Source organism: Streptomyces millisiae, assembly GCF_031845425.1.
GTDB lineage: Bacteria > Actinomycetota > Actinomycetes > Streptomycetales > Streptomycetaceae > Streptomyces > Streptomyces millisiae.
Genome location: NZ_JAVREM010000001.1, coordinates 302990 through 323061, shown reverse-complemented (window position 1 = coordinate 323061; position 20072 = coordinate 302990). Strand labels below are relative to the sequence as shown.

At 70.9% G+C, this 20072-nt stretch carries 17 protein-coding genes; 13 read left to right on the top strand and 4 right to left on the bottom strand.

Annotated features, from left to right (window positions below):
• Window positions 1-12: 12 nt before the first annotated feature.
• Window positions 13-1047 carry an AraC-like ligand-binding domain-containing protein gene (locus RNC47_RS01395; RefSeq protein ID WP_311594713.1) on the bottom strand — a complete coding sequence of 345 codons (1035 nt, stop codon included), beginning with the start codon at window positions 1045-1047 and terminating at the stop codon, window positions 13-15.
• Between the two features lie 672 nt (window positions 1048-1719).
• Between RNC47_RS01395 and RNC47_RS01390 the strand changes: the two genes are divergently transcribed.
• Window positions 1720-2823 (top strand): non-reducing end alpha-L-arabinofuranosidase family hydrolase, encoded by a 1104-nt coding sequence (locus RNC47_RS01390; protein WP_311594712.1) that lies wholly within the window; start codon window positions 1720-1722, stop codon window positions 2821-2823.
• An 86-nt stretch (window positions 2824-2909) separates the two neighbouring features.
• A complete protein-coding gene (locus RNC47_RS01385) occupies window positions 2910-3824 on the top strand; it encodes an alpha/beta hydrolase family protein (RefSeq protein ID WP_311594711.1) in 915 nt (304 codons plus the stop codon).
• 78 nt (window positions 3825-3902) lie between these two features.
• Here the strand turns inward: RNC47_RS01385 and RNC47_RS01380 are convergent, their stop codons facing one another.
• Complete coding sequence (locus tag RNC47_RS01380) at window positions 3903-4673, bottom strand: FadR/GntR family transcriptional regulator (RefSeq protein WP_311594710.1); 771 nt, start codon at window positions 4671-4673, stop codon at window positions 3903-3905.
• A 150-nt stretch (window positions 4674-4823) separates the two neighbouring features.
• Here RNC47_RS01380 and RNC47_RS01375 point away from each other — a divergent pair, with 150 nt between their 5' ends.
• Genes RNC47_RS01375 through RNC47_RS01355 form a run of 5 tightly spaced genes read left to right on the top strand, consistent with a single transcriptional unit; the run spans window position 4824 to window position 11092 of the window.
• A complete protein-coding gene (locus RNC47_RS01375) occupies window positions 4824-6089 on the top strand; it encodes an ABC transporter substrate-binding protein (protein WP_311594709.1) in 1266 nt (421 codons plus the stop codon).
• Between the two features lie 4 nt (window positions 6090-6093).
• Window positions 6094-7002 carry a carbohydrate ABC transporter permease gene (locus RNC47_RS01370; RefSeq protein ID WP_311594708.1) on the top strand — a complete coding sequence of 303 codons (909 nt, stop codon included), beginning with the start codon at window positions 6094-6096 and terminating at the stop codon, window positions 7000-7002.
• Entirely contained in the window at window positions 7002-7829 is an 828-nt protein-coding gene (locus RNC47_RS01365; protein WP_311594707.1) for a carbohydrate ABC transporter permease, read from the top strand. Before RNC47_RS01370 ends, RNC47_RS01365 begins: the two co-directional genes overlap by 1 nt.
• 1 nt (window position 7830) lies before the next feature.
• The gene (locus tag RNC47_RS01360) at window positions 7831-9030 is read left to right on the top strand and encodes a mandelate racemase/muconate lactonizing enzyme family protein (RefSeq protein ID WP_311594706.1); all 1200 of its coding nucleotides are present in this window, start codon (window positions 7831-7833) and stop codon (window positions 9028-9030) included.
• Between the two features lie 28 nt (window positions 9031-9058).
• Window positions 9059-11092: a right-handed parallel beta-helix repeat-containing protein gene (locus RNC47_RS01355; protein ID WP_311594705.1), complete on the top strand. Its 2034-nt coding sequence runs from the start codon at window positions 9059-9061 to the stop codon at window positions 11090-11092.
• A 328-nt stretch (window positions 11093-11420) separates the two neighbouring features.
• On the opposite strand, the gene RNC47_RS01350 is transcribed toward RNC47_RS01355, so the two are convergent.
• Window positions 11421-12125: a GH12 family glycosyl hydrolase domain-containing protein gene (locus RNC47_RS01350; RefSeq protein WP_311594704.1), complete on the bottom strand. Its 705-nt coding sequence runs from the start codon at window positions 12123-12125 to the stop codon at window positions 11421-11423.
• A 156-nt stretch (window positions 12126-12281) separates the two neighbouring features.
• Window positions 12282-12539 (bottom strand): hypothetical protein, encoded by a 258-nt coding sequence (locus tag RNC47_RS01345; protein WP_311594703.1) that lies wholly within the window; start codon window positions 12537-12539, stop codon window positions 12282-12284.
• A gap of 551 nt (window positions 12540-13090) precedes the next feature.
• On the opposite strand from RNC47_RS01345, the gene RNC47_RS01340 reads away from it, so the two are divergent.
• The 6 genes from RNC47_RS01340 (at window position 13091) to RNC47_RS01315 (ending at window position 19879) form a co-directional block, all read left to right on the top strand.
• Entirely contained in the window at window positions 13091-13360 is a 270-nt protein-coding gene (locus RNC47_RS01340) for a TetR/AcrR family transcriptional regulator (protein WP_311594702.1), read from the top strand.
• A gap of 750 nt (window positions 13361-14110) precedes the next feature.
• Window positions 14111-15250 (top strand): multidrug effflux MFS transporter, encoded by a 1140-nt coding sequence (locus RNC47_RS01335; RefSeq protein WP_311594701.1) that lies wholly within the window; start codon window positions 14111-14113, stop codon window positions 15248-15250.
• A gap of 242 nt (window positions 15251-15492) precedes the next feature.
• Window positions 15493-16371, top strand: coding sequence for a helix-turn-helix transcriptional regulator (locus RNC47_RS01330; protein WP_311594700.1), 879 nt, complete (start codon window positions 15493-15495; stop codon window positions 16369-16371).
• 259 nt (window positions 16372-16630) lie between these two features.
• Window positions 16631-17884: an MFS transporter gene (locus RNC47_RS01325; protein ID WP_311594699.1), complete on the top strand. Its 1254-nt coding sequence runs from the start codon at window positions 16631-16633 to the stop codon at window positions 17882-17884.
• Window positions 17885-18064: 180 nt separating this feature from the next.
• Window positions 18065-18835 (top strand): aldo/keto reductase, encoded by a 771-nt coding sequence (locus RNC47_RS01320; RefSeq protein WP_311594698.1) that lies wholly within the window; start codon window positions 18065-18067, stop codon window positions 18833-18835.
• A 183-nt stretch (window positions 18836-19018) separates the two neighbouring features.
• The gene (locus RNC47_RS01315) at window positions 19019-19879 is read left to right on the top strand and encodes an aldo/keto reductase (protein WP_311594697.1); all 861 of its coding nucleotides are present in this window, start codon (window positions 19019-19021) and stop codon (window positions 19877-19879) included.
• Window positions 19880-20072 lie beyond the last annotated feature (193 nt).

The following is a 20072-nucleotide window of genomic DNA, read 5'->3' as shown; positions in this document are numbered from 1 at the left end:
CCTCAGGTCCGCTCACGCGCGGCCGCTGTCCCGGCCCGCGGTATCAGATGCCGCCAACCACGGATACTGCGCGCGGGAGCGACCGGGCGTCGCACGGCCGTGGGCCTGAAGGCGGTAGTCACGGGGCGACGTGCCGTAGGTGGTGTGGAAGGCGCGGGTGAAGGCCGCGTGGTGGGTGAAGCCCCAGCGTGCGGCGATGGCGTGGATGGGCCGATCGCCCAGCGCGTGATTGGTCAGGTCGCGGCGGGCGCGCTCGAGGCGTTCTTGCCGGATGTGCGCGGTGACCGAGTGTCCGTGGTCGTGGAAGAGCCGGTGCAGGCTGCGCAGGGAGACGTGGTGGGCGGCGGCGATCGCGGTGGGGGTCAAGTCCGGGTCGGCGAGGTTGCGTTGGATGAACGCCAGGATCTGGGCGTAGAGGACCCGCTGCCGCGACTCCGGTGGCACCCGCTCCTCGGCCTCAACGTGATGGGCCAGCATGGCGCTGATCAGGTCGAGCAGCACCACCCCCAACCGAGGTCCGTCGCCTGGCAGCTGGGTCTGGGCGTCGCCGGCGAGTTGGGTGAGGAAGTTTCTGAGAAGGCCGCCGATCCCCTCCTCGCCGGGTAACCGTCGTCCCCACAGCCCGTCGGTCTTCTCCGCCATGGGCAGGAGCCCGCGGGGAAACGTGCACACCAGGGTGCCGGCCGCGCCGTCGCCCGCCCGCACGATCCCCTCGTAGGGGCGGAACGTCGGGAAGACGACGAAGTCCCCCGGTTCAATGAGCGCCTGTCGCCGTGCCTGTGCGAACACGTACCGCCCCCGCAGCGGGCTCGCCAGCATGTACAGCTCCGGATCCGAGCGCTTGATCATCCGCTCCGTCCGCAGCGACCGCAGCGACGGGTAGGTGGCGACGCTCATGTACGCCGCCCCCAACTGTGCGGCCCGCATCGACGCGTGGAAGTCGTCTGGCCGCTCGATGTGCATCCGGTTCGCGATCAGGGACCGCGCGACCACCTCGTGCCAGGCATCCACCCGGTCACCCGGCGGCAGGGCATCGCTGTCGAACACCTGCCTCAGCATCGCCACCCCCCGGGGAGGCGCACGTCGACGCGTCCGCGGGCGGACGCACGCGCGAACGCCTCGCCGATCGACTCTCCGACTCCTTGGGGCACGAGTTCGCTTCTTCTGAGTAGCATCTTCCGACCTCTTCCTCGTCCGAGCGTCCCCGTGTGGTTCGGGGTTCCTCAGGTACGTCGGAACAGGGCGCAAGAATTCGACATGGCGTGGACCGCGGGACAGAAGGTGTCGCCGCGAGGAAGTCCCCCCGAGGTTCTCGTCCGTACCGCAGCAATCGATACACCGAGGTCAGACGAGAGTGGCGGGCGTCCGGCTCGCGGGGTGAGGCGCCCTCGAACAGCGAGCACCGTCGAACTCACCGACATCCGACGCCTTGCCTTGCCACCCGCCGCCGATCGGGGCGCCGCGGAAAAATCATATGACGTATGTTGACTAAGGTCTCGCCCCGGCTATCATCCGAGATGTCCGGAGAGCCAGTTGGCGTTCGACATGACGGACGCTCGGTCTGGCCGCACGGGTCCGTGCCCGCACGGACCTGGCAGGACGGTACGCGCACCATCCGTTTGTCCCGGTGAGGTCCCCCACACGCCACCGTGCCGGACGCCATGGACGGGCGACGTTCTCGTGGGTGAACCCACCGGCCGAGCCGCTCGGAGTCCCCCCATGCCTTCACCCGCACGCCGTTCCCGCTCCCGGCCCCTCCACACGGCCGTCGTCCTCCTGCTCGGCCTGGTCATCGCACTGGTCGCCGCACCCGCTTCGGGTGAGCAGGCGGACGGGGCCGCCGCCGGCGCCCCGGCCGAGCAGCGGTTACCCGCCAGCTTCCAGTGGACCTCGAGCGGGCCGCTGATCTCCCCCGCGCCGAACATCGGCTCCGTCGCGGTCAAGGACCCGTCCGTGGTCCAGGACGAGGACGGCACCTGGCACGTCTTCTTCACCAGGGTCGACACCAGGGGCGACTGGGGGCTGGCCCACACCAGCTTCACCGACTGGTCCCAGGCCGCCACCTCCCCGCAGACCGACCTGGAGGCGAGCTCCGCCATCGGACCCGGCTACCGCGCGGCGCCCCACGCCTTCTACTTCGCACCCCGTGACGAGTGGTACCTCGTCTACCAGACCGGCCTGCCCTCGTTCTCCACCACCACCGACCCCGACGACCCCACCAGCTGGTCGGCGCCGCGGAACTTCATGGACAGCGTCCCCGACGTGGTGCGGCAGAACATCGGCAACGGCCACTGGCTCGACTTCTTCGTCATCTGCGACGACACCATGTGCTACCTGTTCTCCGCCGACGACAACGGCCATGTCTACCGCTCCGAGACGACCGTGGCCGACTTCCCGGCCGGTTTCGGCAACACCCGGATCGTCCTGGAGGACAGCGCGAACAACCTCTTCGAGGGCGGCGCCGTCTACCGCGTCGGCGACAGCGACACGTACCTGCTGATCTGGGAGGCCATCGGCTCCGACGGGCGGCGCTGGTACCGCTCCTTCACGGCCGAGGGCCTGACCAGCCAGTGGACGCCCCTCGCCGCCACCCAGGACAACCCCTTCGCCCGCGCCAACAACGTCACCTTCGACGCCGGCGGCGCGTGGACCCGGGACTTCAGCCACGGCGAACTGGTCCGCAGCACCCACGACCAGACCATGGCGATCGACCCCTGCGACCTCCGGCTCCTCTACCAGGGCATGGACCCCTCAGCCGGCGGCGAATACTCCCAACTCCCCTGGCGCCTGGGCCTGGCCACCAACACCACCGACGGCTGCTGAAGCCTCAAAGCCTCACCCGGAACCGGGGCCACCCGGCCGTCCCTCGCACCTCCCCACCACCATCCCCCACACTCGAGGAGTCACCCATGACGATGCGACGACGCACGCTCCTGGGACTCGGCGCGGCCGGAGCGATCGGCATGAGCGCCGCCGTGCTCGGCGCCGCGCCGGTGCACGCGCACACCGCCCCCGCCGCCAGCCCGGCGCCCACCGCGACCTACGCCATCGGCGTCCGGGAGTACCGCTGGGCCCGCGGCGGTCGCTCGCTGTTCACCAAGGTGTTCTACCCGGCCACCGGCACCCCCGGCGGCGCGCCCGTCCCCAACGCCCCTGTCGCGGCCGGCGTGTTCCCCGTCGTCGAGTTCAGCCACGGCATGGGCTGCAACTCCGACTGCTACTCCTCCCAGACCCATGGCCTGGCCGCCGCCGGCTTCGTCTGCCCCGCTCCCTCCTTCTCCGACAACACCAACCTCGGGAGCGTCTACGGCGGCGAGTGGTCGCGGGACGTGTCCGAGGTCATCACGCGGACCCTCGCGCTGAACGGCGCCTCGGGCGACCCGCTCGCCGGGCACATCGCCACCGGGGCCGGCGTCGGCGTCTCCGGCCACTCCATGGGCGGCATGACCACCCACGGCCTGGTCACCGCGTGGCCGGACGACCGCATCGCCGCGGCCGTCCCCATCGCCTGCGTCGACATGGGAAACCCGACCGGCCAGGTCACGGCCAACGTGCTCTTCATCCACGGCGACCGGGACCCCACCTGCGACTACAACTCGGCACGCCGCGCCTACGAGGAACTCCCCGCTCCCAAGGCGTTCCTCACCCACGTCGGGGCGGACCACGGCGGATATTTGGTCCCCGGCTTCCGGACCTACCCCCAGACCGAGAACACCTTCCTGGACTGGTTCCGCTGGAGTCTCTACGGCGACACCGCCGCCCGCGACCGCCTCCCGGCCGGCGCCACCGCGAACGGCACCAGGTGGGAGGCGAGGCTGGCATAGCCCCGCCCGACCGTCCAGCCGTACCGGGGTTTCGGCGTCGCCCGGTCCCACCTCGGCGGGACCGGGCGACGCCGACGGTCAGCGCCGCAGACGCACGGGGTCGCCCGTCCCACCGCGCCGGACGAGCCACGCCTCGGTGATGTGGTTGAACATCGCCTCGGCGGCGCCGCTCGGGTCGTGAGCGGCGACGCGCTCGTAGACGCGGCGATGGCCCTGATTGGAGGCGACGCACAGGGCACGCTCGGTCTTGCCCACGTACCGGGCGGTGTTGATGGCCTGCCCCTCCAGCGAACGCACCACGGCGCGGGCGATGCGGTTCCCGGAGGCCCGCATGATCGTGTCGTGGAAGGCGCGGTCGTGCTCCTCGTAGGTCACGCGGTCATCCACGAGCCGGTCCATCTCGTCGACGAGCGTGCGCAACCGGTCGACGACGTCGTCCGTGGCGAGTTGGGCGGCGAGGTTGGCCATGTCGGACTCCAGCAGGCGCCGCGTGACCACGAGGTCGTCGAGGATCCCCAGGCTCTCGTCCTCCTCGATGCTGGCCCCCAGGACCAGCTCGTCGAGCATGTTCCACCGCGTCGGCGGGGTCACCATGGTGCCCGCGCCCTGTCGGACCTGGACCAGGCCCTTCTCCTGAAGCAGCTTCACCGCCTCGCGGACGACCGTCCTGCTGACCCCGAACGCCTCGCAGAGCCCCGGCTCGGCCGGCAGGGACGTGCCCGACGGATAGACCCCGCGGACGATGCGCCCCACCAGCTCCGCGGTGAGCGCCCTCGCGAGGTTCGCCGGTCGTCGCACCCAGGCCGGTGGCACCGCGGCGCCCGACGTGGCTTCCTGTGATGCCGTCATAGTCCCTCCCGTGGGCCGCGATCAGGCGGCGCCACGATTCGCGTGGCAAGTATACGCGCCACCTCTTGACGCAAGACATCATACGAATTACGTTTCCGGCGATCTGGACCGACGCGGGCGGCCCCGGCACCCTCCGGAGAGTGAGCGACGATGAAGCGGCGAACACTGTGGGCGACCGCGTTGGCGGGTGCTCTGGCTGTGACCGGTTGCGGCAGCGCGGGGTCCGGCTCCTCGTCAGGTTCGGGGGACGACACGCTGGTCGTCTGGGACTGGAAGTCCGGTGACGAGACGGCCGCCGGGTACGTCGAGGCGGCGAGGGCCGACTTCGCCGAGCGGCACCCGGACGTCACCGTGGAGTTCGTGGCGCAGCCGTTCGACCAGTACTACACGCTGCTCGGCACGGCCATGCGCACGGGCGAGGGCCCCGACGTGATGCTATTCAACGGCGGCGGCCAGCTGCGCGACCGCGCCGACGACCTGCTGCCCCTGGACGACCACGTCACCGAGGACATGCGGCGGCTGGCGGGCTGGGAGGCGTTCTCCAGGGACGGCACCGTCTACGCGGCCCCGGTGACCCTCCAGGGACACCCGATCTACTACAACAGGGCTCTCTACGAGGAGGCCGGACTCGACCCCGACGACCCGGCCACCACGTGGGCCGACTTCCTCGACGACTGCCGGACGATCACCGAGGAGACGGGGGCCGCCTGCTTCTCCCTGGGGAACAAGGAGGGCTACGGCATCCAGTTCTTCCTCTCGGGACTGGGGTCGGCCGTCCTCACACCGCGGGAGTACGACGACTGGATCGCCGGCAACCGCGACTGGACCTCTCCCCACGTGCGGCGGATCTTCGAGCTCTGGCAGGAGGTCGAAGACGCCGGCCTGAACAACGACGGGGTCAACTCGACCGCGCTGTTCAACGACTCCCTCGCGCTCTTCGAGTCGGGGCGGGCCGCCCACATCGTCGGGCTGATGTCGGACATCGGCCACTGGGAGGACTTCGGCGAGTTCCTCGGCGAGGACAACGTCGGCGTGATGCCAGCCCCCGTCGTGACGGACGGTGCGAGGCCCGGCCTGCCCTACGACGGCGGCATCGGGTACGCGGTCGCGGCGGGCACCGAACACCCGGACCTGGCCGCCGACCTGGTCCGGTCGCTGACCTCCACCGAGGCGCTGGCCACGTTCCAGGCCGACGCCGGCGCGATCGTCGCCGACACCACGGTCGACGCCTCCGGCGGTGGGCCCGCCCTGGCCGCGATCATGCCGGAGATCGAGACCGGCAGACCCGCGCTGCACGTCGCGTTGTCGGCCGAGACCCTGGACCTGATGGGGCGGCTCTCCCAGCAACTCCTCAGCGGGTCGGTGGACGTCGAGGACGCGCTGCGACAGCTGGCCGACTCCGACCGGGCGAGCTGACCCCGTGTCAATCGGAAGCTCCCCGCCGTCGGTTCGCCCACCCGGGGGTGGCCGCCGCGCCGAACGGCTGGCGCCCTATGTCCTGATCGCTCCCGCCGTCCTCATCATCCTGGTACTCCGGCTGTACCCGCTGCTCCTCGGCGTCAACTACTCCTTCACCGGCGACGGCGAGCGCGACGGACAGGCGGTCGGCCTGGACAACTACACGGAGTTGCTGAAGGACCCGGTCTTCCGCACCGCGCTGGAGAACGTCGGGCTGCTGGTGCTGTTGCTGCCGGTGGCGGTCGCGATCCCCGGCCTGCTGGCGACCTTCATCCACCTGCGCGTGCCCGGGCACCGGTTCCATCGCGGCGTCTACTTCTTCCCGGCCGTGCTCTCACCGGTGATCGTCGGTGCGATCTTCAATCTCCTGCTGGCCTTCGACGGCCCGCTCAACTCCGGCCTCGGGTACCTCGGAATCGGCCCGGTCGACTGGCTGGGCGATCCGGACGTCGCCATGTTCACGGTCGTCGGCGTGCACGTGTGGGCGACCTTCGGTATGGCGCTGGTGGTCTTCCTGGCCGGCTTCTCCACCCTGGACCCCTCGCTCCTGGACGCCGCCCGCGTCGACGGGGCGTCGCTGCCCCGGGTGATCCGGCACGTGATCGTTCCGGGCCTGTCCCGCACCATCCAGTTCGTCGTCGTCACCACGATGATCGGGATGCTGACGTCCATGTTCGGCCTGCTGTACGTGATGACGAGCGGCGGTCCCGAGGGTTCCACCTACCTGCCGGAGTACTACATCTGGATCCAGCAGGGACAGATGAACCGCCCGGCGCTCGCCTCGGCCGCGTCGACCGTTCTCTTCGTCATCATGCTCGTCGTCGGACTCGCGCAGATCGCGCTGCTCCGCCGCACGGGGAGGGAGAGCTGATGCCGGGGCGGCGCGTCGGCAGGTGGCTGGTGGCCGTCCCCATGGGCGTGCTCGCCCTGGCGACGATCTATCCCCTGCTGTTCACCGCGAACGTCGCGATGAAGACCCGGCACGACTACGTCCTCGACCGGTTCTCCCTGGCACGCTCCCCGAACCTGGACAACGTCACCGCGGCGTGGACGAACGTCGGCATGGAACGGTACGTCGTCAACTCCCTCATCGTGGTGACGTCCGCCGTCGCGCTGCTCCTGCTGATCGGCTCGATGGCCGGCTTCGCGCTGAGCCACCTGCGGTTCCGGGGCTCGCGGGCGGTCTTCCTGGGCTGCCTCGCGGCGTTGTTCGTCCCCTTCCAGGTCATCATGGTCCCCCTCGCGCGGATCATGGCGGACGGCCGGCTCCTGGACACCCACGCCGGTCTTGTCCTCGCCTACGTCGCCCAGTTCCTCCCCTTCACGATCTTCCTGATGACCAGCTACTACACCGGTGTTCCCGGCGAGATCGTGGACGCGGCCAGGATCGACGGCAACACGCCCTACGGCGTCTACCGGCGCGTCATGTTGCCGCTGGGCCGCCCGGCCCTGCTGTCGGTCGGCATCCTCAACACCCTGTTCTGCTGGAACGACGTGCTGATCTCCCTCCTGATGATGCCGTCCGCGGACCACCGCACCCTGATGGTCGGCGTGACCGCGCTCCGCGGCCAGTACTCCGACGACATCCCCGTCTTCGCCTCCGGAGTGCTCGTCGCCGCGCTCCCCGTCCTCGTGCTCTACGTCTTCTTCCAGCGCCAGATAGCCGACGGCGTCACCGCCGGCTCCACGAAGGGATGACATGCGGATCACCGGGTATCGCACCCTGACGACGGTCCAGGAGTGGGGCCGTCCCGTCGGTGACGCCAACGGAGTCTTCGCCGACGGGGTCGTCCCCGTCCCGCTCGTCCTCGTGGACACGGACGAGGGCATCACCGGCGTCGGCCTGGGATCGCACGTCGAGGTGGACGTCCTCTTCGCCGCCATCGAGGGCGAGGACCCGCGCGCCGTGACCGCGCTCTACGACCGCATGCTGCGCGAGACCTTCAAGGCCGGGCACGCCGGGGCCCGGTTCGGGACCATCGGCACACTCGACACCGCCCTGTGGGACATCAAGGCACAGGCGGCCGGCGAACCCCTGTGGCGGCTCCTCGGCGGACGCGACCGGAGAGTGCCCGCCTACGCCTCCGGTCTCGACATCGAGCTGACCGACGACGAACTCGTCGCGATCCACCAGGAGTACGCGGCGCACGGCATCCGGGCGGCCAAACTCAAGGGCGGCCTCGACGTCGACCAGGACCGGCACCGGCTGACCCTGGTCGAACAGGTGCTGACCGAGGCCGGGCGCGGCGTGCGGCCCAGCCTGATGCTCGACGCGAACGAGTCCTTGACCCGCAAGCAGGCCGTCCGTCACGTCGCCGAACTCGAACGCACCCTGGACCTCACCTGGGTCGAGGAGCCCGTTCGGCGCTGGGACGCCGAGGGCCTGGCCGTCGTCCAACGCGGTGTCCGAGCCTCGGTCGCCAGTGGGGAGAACCTCACGGGCCTGGAGCAGTACCGCCCGCTGCTCGCGGCGGGCGGGCTCGACATCGTGCAGACCGCGGCGGTCCACGGGGTGACCCACTTCCTGCGGGTCGCCGCCCTGGCCCACGCCCACGACCTCCCGGTCAGCCCCGTCGGCACCACCCCCGTCGGGCTGCTGCACGCCGCGACGGCCGTGCCCAACCACATCGTCAGCGAACTACAGGACCTGCGCCCCCCGACCGGCCTCTCGGTCGACCTGCGCGTCGAGGACGGCGCCTTCGTCCTCGGCGACTCACCGGGACTCGGCCTCCGGGTCGACGCCAAGGCGATCACCACGTCCCGCCGACCGCACACCGCCGCACCAGGCGGCCCCCACGTCAGGCCGGAGCAGGCCGGACGGCGACTGCTCCCGGCGTCCCCGCCGTCGCCTGCCGCCAACCCCCTGCCGCGTCCCCGTTCCACCCCGGCCCCCTCGTGACACCCCTTCACGACGAAAGGACGTAAGCGTGTCCCCACCGCTCTCATCACGCCTGCGAACCTCCCTCGCGGCAGCCGCCGCGGCCCTGGCCACCGGAGTCATCACCGCCATGCCCGCCCCCCAGGCGCACGCCGCGGCCCCCCACCACACGCTGGTCGTCGCGCCCGCCGGCGCCGAGAACGCCGACGACGGCGGCCCGGGCACCATGGGAAAGCCGCTCGCGACCCTGGCGGAGGCACAGCGCCGGGCGCGGGAACTCGCCGCCCGGGCCGACGCCGACGTCACCGTCACCCTGCAGGACGGGACCTACCGGCTCAGCGAGCCACTGCGGTTCGACGCCGCCGACTCCGGCCGCGACGGCCACACCGTCGCCTGGCGGGCCGCCCCGGGAGCGAGCCCCGTCCTGACCGGCGCCGAGCCGGTCACCGGCTGGGAACTCGACGACCCCACGACCGGGGTCTACCGGGCGGACGTCGGCACCGGCTTCGACACCCGACAGCTCTACGTCGACGGCACCCTCGCCCAGCGCGCCCGCACGAGCCTGTCCCCGTCGGACATCAGACTCAACGCCACCGGCTTCACCCTGAACAACCCGGACCTCGACTACCTGGCCGAACTGCCCGACCAGCGACGTATCGAACTCCAGGCGATGCTGTCGTTCACCAACCGCTTCGCGCCCGTGGACCGCATCACCGGCTCCACGGTCGTCATGCGGCAGCCGGCCTGGGACAACAACACCTACGGATACGACACCATCCAGTCGCCGTTCCGCACGCCGACGTTCTGGCTGCTGAACTCCAGGGCGTTCCTCGACGAGCCCGGCGAGTGGTACCTGGACACCACGGCCGGCACGCTGTACTACAAGCCACTCGAAGGGCAGGACCTGGCGAACGCGCGGGTCGAGCTGCCGCGGTTGGAGACCCTGATCGAGGTCGGCGGCACCTACGACGAGCCGGCCCACGACCTGTCCTTCGAGGGACTGACCTTCACCGGAACCACCTGGCTGCGCCCCAGCTCGCCCGACGGATACGCCAACCAGCAGACCGGCGCGTTCATCACCGGAGTCCAGGAGCACCGGCCCGCCGACGCGTTCACCTCCTGTGCGGTCGGTTGCCGGGGCTTCGAAGGAGCCCGCAACAACTGGGCCCAAGCCCCCGCCGCCGTGCAGGTGTCGGCGGCCAACCGCATCACCTTCGAGGGCAACACGTTCGTGAACCTCGGCTCGGTCGGCCTCGGCGTCGGCAACGACGCCAACGCGCACGCCACCGGTGTCGGCCTGGGGGCGCGGAACGTCTCCGTCACCGGCAACACGTTCACGGCCAGCGCTGGCGGCGGCATCGTGGTCGGCGGGGTGCGCCCCGACGCCCACCACCCCTCAGACGGGCGGATGACCAACAGCGACATCCTGATCAGCGACAACCGCGTCTTCTCCACGGCGCTCGAGTACCTCGACCAGGACGGGATCTTCGCCAGCTACGTCACGCGCCTGACCATCGCTCACAACGAGGTGTCCGACATGCCCTACACGGGCATCGGCATCGGATACGGCTGGGGCGCCAACGACCCGGGCGGCAGCCCCGAGTACCTCAACCGCGGGCTCTACGACTTCCAGCCGGTCTACGACACGCCCACCACCCTGACCGACGTCCGTGTGGTCGGCAACCACATCCGAGACGTCGTGCACACGCTGTTCGACGCCGGCTGCGTCTACACGCTCTCCGCGATGCCGCGGAGCACCATCGAGGAGAACCTCTGCGAGAACAGCGGGCAACTCGGCCTGTACTTCGACGAGGGCTCCCGATACCTCACCGCCACCCGCAACGTCTTCCTCAACACCGCGGGCCAGTGGGCGCACGCCAACAACCAGAACGGCAACCGCACCGGCGACCAGACCCTGACCCGGAACTACACCACCAACCCGGCCATCACCGGCCTGGTCACCGGCGAACGCGGCAACACCGTCGAGGGCACCGTCGTCTTCACCCCCGGCGACATCCCCGCCGAGGCCCGCCGGATCATCGCCGACGCGGGACCGAGAGGGACACACCGCGACCCGTCCTGAACCCTCCTCCCCCCCAACCGCACCCGCTTCCATGACGATCGCCGGCGAAACCGGGCCGCCGCTCCCTGGGCGGCCCGTGCCGGTCAGATGCTCCGTGGCCTGCCGCGCACCGCCGACGTCGTCGATGTCGACGTACCACGGGGAGCTCCGTCTCCCCGGCGACGCGCAGCACCGGGTCCGACGCGAGATCGCGTAGCCAGGCTGGAGTACCGGGCCGTGTTCACGAATCCCCTGGCCAGAAGTCCGGGGCATGCGTGAGCGGTTCCGCCTTCAACGCTGAGACGGTGGACCGCCGGGCCCGCACTGGGGCCCGGCGGCGGATCGCCCGCTACGTCCATACCGCGTAGCTGTTGCAGTTGAAGTTGTAGCCTCCGGCCGACGAGGTGATCTCAAAGCCGAACGCGATCTCGTCGATGCGAACCTGCGGCATTCGGCCCTGGCCCACCAGCCACTGGCAGTGCGCGGTGATGTCCACCCACGAGTCGGTGGTCTGGTTGCGCGCCAGGAAGCTGTGAACGGCGTTCGACCCGTTGCTGCCCTGGTAGTAAGCCCAGGCGCGGCCGCCGAGGTTGACGTCCGTGACGTACGAGCCGATCGGGCCGACCGGGCCCTGCCACTGTGTCCAGATCATGATCTCGTAGTCGTGGCCGTTGCCCCACACGTCGTAGGTGGTGGCGTAGGCGAGGCCCGAGCCCGATGGCACGGTGACGTTGTGGTTGCTGGAGACGTTCCCCATGCCCCAGACGTCGCGCCCCAGCATGTAGCGGGCATGTGGGTAGGACTTGACGCCGCCTGTGTTCGGGTGATCGGCCCAGACCCCCCAGTTCGAGTAGGAGTTCGCCCAGATGGTCTGGGGGCCGGTGCCGCTGCCCCAGACGTGGTTGTGCACCGTGTACGCGCCGTCCCTCCACTCCCCGTACTTCTCGGAAGAGGACCAGGTGGCGGCGTGTGCGGGGGTCTGGAGGACGCCGACGGCGCCCGCGGAGGCCAGCGGTACGGTCAGTGCTGCGGTGAGGAGCGATCTGCGTCGCATGAAGGACACACCTTTCTCGAGAAACTCGCTTCGTCTCTGATCGGTCCGGTACCGGTCAGGCTGCGGTGCCGGTGTGGGTGAGGGTTTCGCCGCTCCGGAAGTGGAAGGTGAGCGCGACGGTGGGGGTTGTCGTTGACGTCGGCGAAGAAGTCCTGTTCAGGGTGATCTGGCGGGTGGCGTTCGGGAGTGATCCGCGGATTCCCAGGAGGTTTCGTCGGGGATGGCGTCCGGGGTGTTGCCCACGTTCCAGCCCGGCCGCATCGCCGCGACCACCACCTCCGCCGTGGAGGGCTGGTGCCACTCCTGTTGTGCTTCGGTGCCGACGGTCGAACCCAGCGCGGTCGCCGGCACGGCCACCAGGCTGAGGAGGATCGCCGCTAAGGCGATCACGAATCTGTGCTGACGAGGCTTCACGAGTCACTCCTCTTGCGCGAGGTTCCTCGAGAGGTGAAGCGGCTCGTGCCCTGTCGGCGGAGGTGACGTGGGCACGAGCGTGAGCGATCGAGGGCTGGTGCGGTGATCGCTGGGCGAGCACACGGGAGGTGTGGGTGGTGTGGGGGAAGCGGCTCATCGTCCGCGCCAGGTCATACGTCAGACGAATGATCGAAGCGCTTCGATAAACGCTGAGACTAAGGTCTATGGGCGGGTAGCACAACCCCCGCTGCAGAGTTCGATTCGCGATTCGACGGCTGTTATGGCCAGAGGCGAAGCGCTTCGACAACGACGGGGCGAATGCGGGCTCTGGTGACGAGCGCAGTGATGTCCAGACGACGCTGTACAGCGCGACGGTGGTGACGGCGGCGGCGATCAGCGCGGCCCGTCGGGGGACCGTACGGGCCACTCGTACCGTCCGGTGGCTGGTCCGTGCCCAGGTGAGGCGCGGATCGAGTGGGGGCTCGAAGTCGAAGGAGGCCCAGCCCGGGCTGGTCGCCCTGATGCCGCCGACCGACCAAGGGGGGCCGTCCGTGACACCGCCCCGCCAGCAGCGCGCCGACGCCGTACGCAACCGTCAGAGAATCCTCGCCGCGGCGAGTGAACAGATCGCTCTACACGGGCCGGAGGTCGGCACGGACGAGATCACCGCCGCGGCCGGCGTGGCCGTGGGCACCCTGTACCGGCACTTCCCCACCAAAACCGACCTGGTCGCGTCGGTCATGGCCGCCTACCTCGAACGAGCGCCGGACGAGGCCGAAGCCGCCCGGCCGCCGACCGCGCGCGCTGGCACACGCTGGTGATGGCCGGGCTGACGACGAGGCAGGCACTGAACCCTCCTCCGTCCGGTCTCGGGACCTGGTCGCGGGCAGTCCGGCCTGCCGCGGGGTGACCCTGCCGTGGCGGGAGGTCAGAAACTCGCGGATGTCGCTCTCGGTGCACACACCCTCCGGGCTGAGGTGGCCGGGCCACGACGAGGGGGGTCCTGTCAGTGCCTGGTACAGGCATACCTTCCGCCCTAGTGTGACCTGCGGTTCCCTCGGTAGAGGCCGCTGCCGCGGCTCCCGGCGGACACCCGGACGAGAGTTCGGGCCGCCGGGGTGGGCGCCCCGGCCACCGAGCGGGATGCCCGGGTTCCACCACTGATCGTGAGCGAAGGAGCCGTCGCTTTGGCGAAGCAGACCGCACCCCGGGAACTGACCGGCATCGCGCCCAAGCTCGTCTCGGCTGCCACCCGCGCGTGGCGCTGGAGAACGGGCTGAGTGTCGAGGAGCTGTCCGAAGGGAGGTCCGACGCTTCGGCGGCCGCGCCATCGCACTCCACCACCGCACGGCCACCACCAAGAAGGACACGATGCACCAGCACATACCGGGGCGCGACCTGAGAGGCCCTGCCCTCGACCTCGACGCCACGCTCGACGAACTCGACCGGCTCGACGGACGCGACGTCACCGTGGCGGCCATCGCGTGAACGACCAGGCGACACTTCCCACCGGTCACCGCTCGGCGACAAGCCCTACCCGAGGCGTCGGCCCGGCACTGTCCCCCCTGCTGTTGCTGCTGACCGTGTTCGGCCCCATCTCGATGGACCTCTATCTACCGCTCCTGCCCTCGCTGACGAGCGATCTCGGCGCGGCCACCTCGGCGGCGCAGTTCACCCTGACGGCCTGCCTGATCGGACTCGCCGCGGGGCAGCTCGTCGCCGGGCCGCTGTCGGACCGGTTCGGACGTCGCCCACCGCTGCTCATGGGCATCGCCGCCTACATCGCCGCGTCCGTGCTGTGCGCGATCAGCCCGAGCCTCGTGACCTTGGTGATCGCCCGGCTCGTGCAGGGGCTCGCGGGCGCGGTGGGGATCGTCATCGCGCAGGCAGCCGGCCGGGACGTCTACCAGGGCGGTGCCCTGATCCGCTATTACGGGCGTCTGACCGTCCTCGGCGGTCTCGCCGCGATCGTCGGCCCCGTCCTGGGCGGGCAACTCGCCCGCGTCACCGACTGGCGCGGCACCTTCCTCTTCCTCGCCGTGGTGGGAGTGCTGCTGCTGGTCGCCACCCTGGTCGTCTTCGGCGAGACGCTTCCCGACGACCAGCGCACCAGCGGCGGCATGAAGCAGACCGGCCGCGATTTCCGCCGTCTGTTCTCCGACCGCCTCTTCGTGGGATCGGTGCTCATCTCCGGTCTGACCTACGCCGCCCTGTTCGCCTACCTCTCCGGCGCGACCTACATTCTCCAGGGCGCCTATGGGCTCTCCCCGCAGGGATACTCGGTCGCCTTCGGTGCGAACTCCTTCGGTTTCATGGTCTTCGGCTACGTCGGCGGTCGCGCCGCCGAGCGCTGGTCCGAACGCGGCACGCTCGTCATCGGCATCGCCATGGCCGCCACCGGCGCCCTCGGGCTCCTCGCGACCGGACTGGGTGACCTGCCCCTTCCCGTCGTGCTCGCCTCCCTGTTCGTTCTCGCCTCCGGCGTCGCGTTCGCCTCGCCCCCGACCACTTCGCTCGCCCTGACCGACTACCCGGAACTCGCCGGCACCGCGTCCTCGGCACTCGGCTGCGCCCGCTTCGGGCTCGGAGGAGTCGCCGCCCCGCTCGTCGGCCTCGGCGGCGATCGAGCCGTCCTCCCACTCGGCCTCGTCACCGTCGCGTCGATCGCACTCGCCGCCGTCGCCCACGCGCTGTTCGTCACGCGGCGATGAGAGCCTGGTCGGTAATAAAAGCGCGGCACTCGCGGAACCTCCCACGGCGACAGGAGCAGGCACGGGCGCCCACCCGGCCCGCGGCGCACCGCCTCGGCCGCGCAACGCGGGGCGCGCCGTGCGTGGCCCACGGTCGCCATGGGTCCCCCTTCGCCTGCCGAGGGCTCGGCCGTGGGAGTCCGTGCCGTGAGGGGTACTGGCAGGGACCCCCTGAGGCCGCGCCGTCTGCCTAGGCTGGCGATATGGACAAAAGGGCTGAGGTGAGCGCGTTTCTCAGGTCCCGCCGCGGCAGGATCTCTCCGGAGCAGGCGGGGGTGCCGGTGTACGGGCACCGCCGGGTGCCCGGGCTGCGCCGCAGCGAGGTCGCGATGCTCGCCGGGGTGAGCGTCGAGTACTACACGCGCCTGGAGCGCGGCAATCTCGGTGGCGTATCCGACAGCGTCCTGGACGCCCTCGCCCAGGCCCTGCGGCTGGACGACACCGAGCGGGAGCACCTCTACGCCCTGGCCCGCGCCGCCAACGCCAGCCCGGCCCGCGCCCGGCGCCGGCCCAGGAAGGCGGAGGTGCGGCCCAGCGTGCTGCGCCTCATCGAGGGCCTGCACGACCAGCCCGCGTACGTGCGCAACAACCGCATGGACATCCTGGCCGCCAACCCGCTCGCCCGTGCCCTGCTCTGCGAGGTGTTCGAGCAGGAGCCGGCCAACACCTGCCGGTTCGTCTTCCTCGACCCCCGCGCCACCCGCCTCTACCCCGACTGGGAACGCGTGGCCCGCGAAGGGGTGGGCGTGCTGCGGGTCGAGGTCGCCAAGAACCCCTACGACCGTGAGCTGTCGAACATGATCGGTGAGCTGTCCGCCCGCAGCGACGCCTTCCGCACCCTGTGGGGCGCGCACGACGTGCACACCTTCACCGAGGGCACCAAGCGGTTCCACCACCCGGCGGTGGGCGAGATGGAGCTGGTCCACGAGAGTCTGGACCTGCCCGGCGACCCGGGGCTGTCCATCACCGTCTACAGCGCTGCTCCGGACACCCCGGCCGCGGACGCCCTGAAGCTCCTGGCCAGCTGGGCGGCGAGCCAGGACCGGGACGCGGCCGCCTCGCGGTCCGACGCCGAACGCTGACACCAGGCACCCACGCCGGTCCAGCCCCCTCCACCGCGACCGTGAGTGATCGTCCTGGTTTCCCGCGGGCCACGGTTCCGGCCGGAGGGGGACCCTGCCGTTACCCCTCACAGGCGTGACTGCCTGCCGGACCCGGCCACTGGTTTCGTGGATCGCGGCGGGCCGGAAGGACTCCGCCCGCACCCTGCTCGGCGCGCATACCTGCCGGTACGCCTTCGGATGACCGGGGCCGCGCCACCTCAGCTTGGAAGGACCGTCAGTGAGTTCCCCCTCGTCCACGAAGCCGGACACCTCGGCCACCGCACCGCTCGAGGGCGACGACGGCACGGCCGTGCCTGCCGGGAAGGTCAGGCTGCCACCGATGGTGTGGCTGCTGGGTGCCGTCGCCTTCCTCATGGGCACCAGCGAGTTCGTCGTCTCCGGCCTGCTGCCGGAGATCTCCGGCGCCCTCGGTGTCAGCGTCTCCAGCGCCGGGACGCTGATCACCGCCTTCGCCGTCGGCATGATGATCGGCGCGCCCGTGATGGCCGTAGCCACCCAGCGCCTGCCGCGTCGCTCGGCCCTGGTCGCCGCGCTGCTGGTCTTCGCCGCGGGCCACGTTCTCGGCGCGCTCAGCTCCGACCGGGGGCTCGCCCTCGTCGGCCGGTTCGCCGCCGCGCTGGGCAACGGCACGTTCTGGGCCGTGGGCGCGGTGGTGGCGACCGCCGCCGCGGGACCGGCCGCCAGCACCCGCGCCATGGGGGTGATGGTCGGCGGCATCACACTCGCCAACATCGTCGGCGTCCCGCTCGGTACGGCAACCGGCCAGCTGTCCGGCTGGCAGGCCCCCTTCTGGATGCTGGCCGTGCTCGCCGTGGCCGCCGCCGTGGTGGTGGCCCGCCAGCTGCCCGCCGACACCACACGGGCCGACACCTCCCTCCGTGCGGAGGCGGCCGCGCTCAGGCATCCGCGCCTGTGGCTGGTCTACCTGGCCATCGCGCTCGTTCAGGCCGGCATCATGGCCTCCTACAGCTACGTCGCCCCCTTGCTGACCGACCGGGCCCACGTCGCGACCGCCGTGGTGCCGCTGGCGATGCTCGGCTTCGGCGTCGGCGCCCTGGCCGGCACCACGGTCGGCGGGCGCCTCGGTGACCGACGGCCCTACGCCACGCTCATCCCGGCCACCGCCCTCACCGCCGCGCTGCTCGGCGCGATCACCCTGTGGGCGACCGACAGCGTCGTGGCCGTGGTTCTGGTCGTGCTGCTCGGCGGAGCCGGCTTCGCGGGCAACCCCATCGTCGTCGGCGAGGTCGTCCGCATAGCCGGAGCCGGCCGGTCCCTACCCATGGCCCTGGCCACCTCCGCCTTCCAGGTCGGGATCGCCGCCGGCTCCTGGCTCGGCGGCATCGCCCTGACCTCCGGCCTGGGCCTGCAGGGCCCGTCGCTGGCCGGCTTCGCCTTCGCCCTGGCGGCCCTGCTGCCCCTCGGCCTGCTGGCCGCATCCCACCGCGAGGCGGCGACAGCGCGGAGCTGACACCGCCACCCGGGGGTGCCGGCGATCCCCGCCGGCATCCGACACCTCGATCCGAACAACCCGTTCACGACTGTTGGAGACCACCATGGAGCACCGCCTGCTGGGAAGGACCGGGCTGTCCGTCAGCAAGATGTGCCTAGGCGCGATGAAGTTCGGCCCCTGGGGCAGTTCCACAACCCGATGGGAGAGGACCCCAACCAGCGCGGCAACTCACGGCGCTGGATCATGCGCGCCGTCGAGGACTCGCTGCGCCGCCTGGGGACCGACCACATCGACCTCTACCAGGTGCACCGGCCCTCGCCCGACACCGACATCGAGGAGACCCTGGGCGCCCTCACCGACCTGGTGCGCCAGGGCAAGGTCCGCTACCTCGGCTCCTCCACCTTCCCCGCCAGCCAGCTCGTCGAAGCCCAGTGGGCGGCCCGCGACCGCCGCCTCGAGCGGTTCGTGTGCGAACAGGCCCCGTACTCCATGCTGGTGCGCGGCATCGAGGCCGACGTCCTGCCCACCGCGGCCCGGCACGGCATGGGAGTGATCACCTACAGCCCGCTCGCCGGGGGATGGCTCTCCGGCCGCTGGCGCAAGGACGCCGACCTGCCCACCCCCTCCCCAGCCCGGCAGCGGCTGGTCGACCGCTTCGACCTGTCCCTGCCGGCCAACCAGCGCAAGCTGGAGGCGACCGAGGCCCTCGCCCATCTCGCCGAGGAGCACGGGCTGACGCTCATCGAGCTGGCCGTCGCCTTCGCGCTCAACCACCCCGCCGTCGCCTCGGTCCTCATCGGCCCCCGCACCCTGGACCACCTCCAGACGCAACTGCCCGCGGCCGACGTGGTCCTCACCCCCGAGGTCCTGGACCGCGTCGACCAGATCGTCACCCCCGGCACGGTCATCAACCCGGCCGACACCAGCTTCACCAATCCCGCCCTACAACCGGCGGCCCGCCGACGCTGACCCCGCCCAGCGGGGACGCGGGTGAGCGACGCCGGTCGCAACGCTCTCCCGCGCCACATCGGCTGCTGCTCACGGCCGTCGACCAGGCCCTCGGCAACGCCCAGTCACCGAACCCACCCTCGCCCCGGCCGCCCAGACCGGCGTCCGGCGCCGCTGACCACCACCCACAGAAAGCCCCCACCCATGACCACGCGCGTCCCCCGGATCACCCTCAACAACGGCGTGGAGATGCCGTCCATCGGCTTCGGCGTCTTCCAGATCCCCGAAGACCAGACCCAGCAAGCGGTCGAGGCCGCACTCGAGGCCGGCTACCGCTCGATCGACACCGCCGCCGCCTACGAGAACGAGCGTGCCGTGGGCCGGGCCATCGCCGCCAGCGGCATCCCGCGGGAGGAACTCTTCATCACCACGAAGCTGTGGATCCAGGACTACGGCCAGGACAGCGCCAAGCGCGCCTTCGACCGCTCACTCGCACGGCTCGGGCTCGACCACCTCGACCTCTACCTGATCCACCAGCCCTTCGGCGACTACTACGGAGCCTGGCGCGCCCTGGAGAGCCTCGCCCGGGACGGCCGCGCGCGGGCGATCGGCGTCAGCAACTTCCACCCCGACCGCCTCGCCGACCTCGTCACCCACAACGAGATCGTCCCCGCGGTCAACCAGATCGAGACCCACGTGTTCTTCCAGCGCACCGACGACCAGAAGCTGATGCGAGAGCACGGCGTCCAGCACGAGTCGTGGGGACCACTCGCCCAGGGCGGCCAGGGCTTCTTCGAGAACCCGGTGCTGGCGGACATCGCCCGCACGCACGACAGGTCCGTCGCGCAGGTCGCGCTCCGCTGGCTGGTCCAACGCGGCATCGTCGCCATCCCCAAATCGGTGCGCCCAGCACGCATCACCGAGAACCTCGACGTCTTCGACTTCGAGCTCACCGACGACGACATGGCACGCATCGCCAGCCTGGACACCGGCCGCAGCGAACTCTTCGACCACCGCGACCCCGCCGCGGCGGCGTGGCTCGGCGGAGTACGGTTCGACACCTGACCCCACGCCGCGCCAAGCCCTCCTCGGCCCGGGGTTTCTTCCCACGGCTGTGCGCGGGTTCGCGGGGGCGAGCAGGGCGGGATCCCGAAGTCGGACGTGGCCGAACTGATCGAGGTCTCGGGTACGACCTCGCGTACAACCGGGGATGTACGGCCCGCCCGCCTGCGGTCGGTGATGCACGTGGCAAACGCGA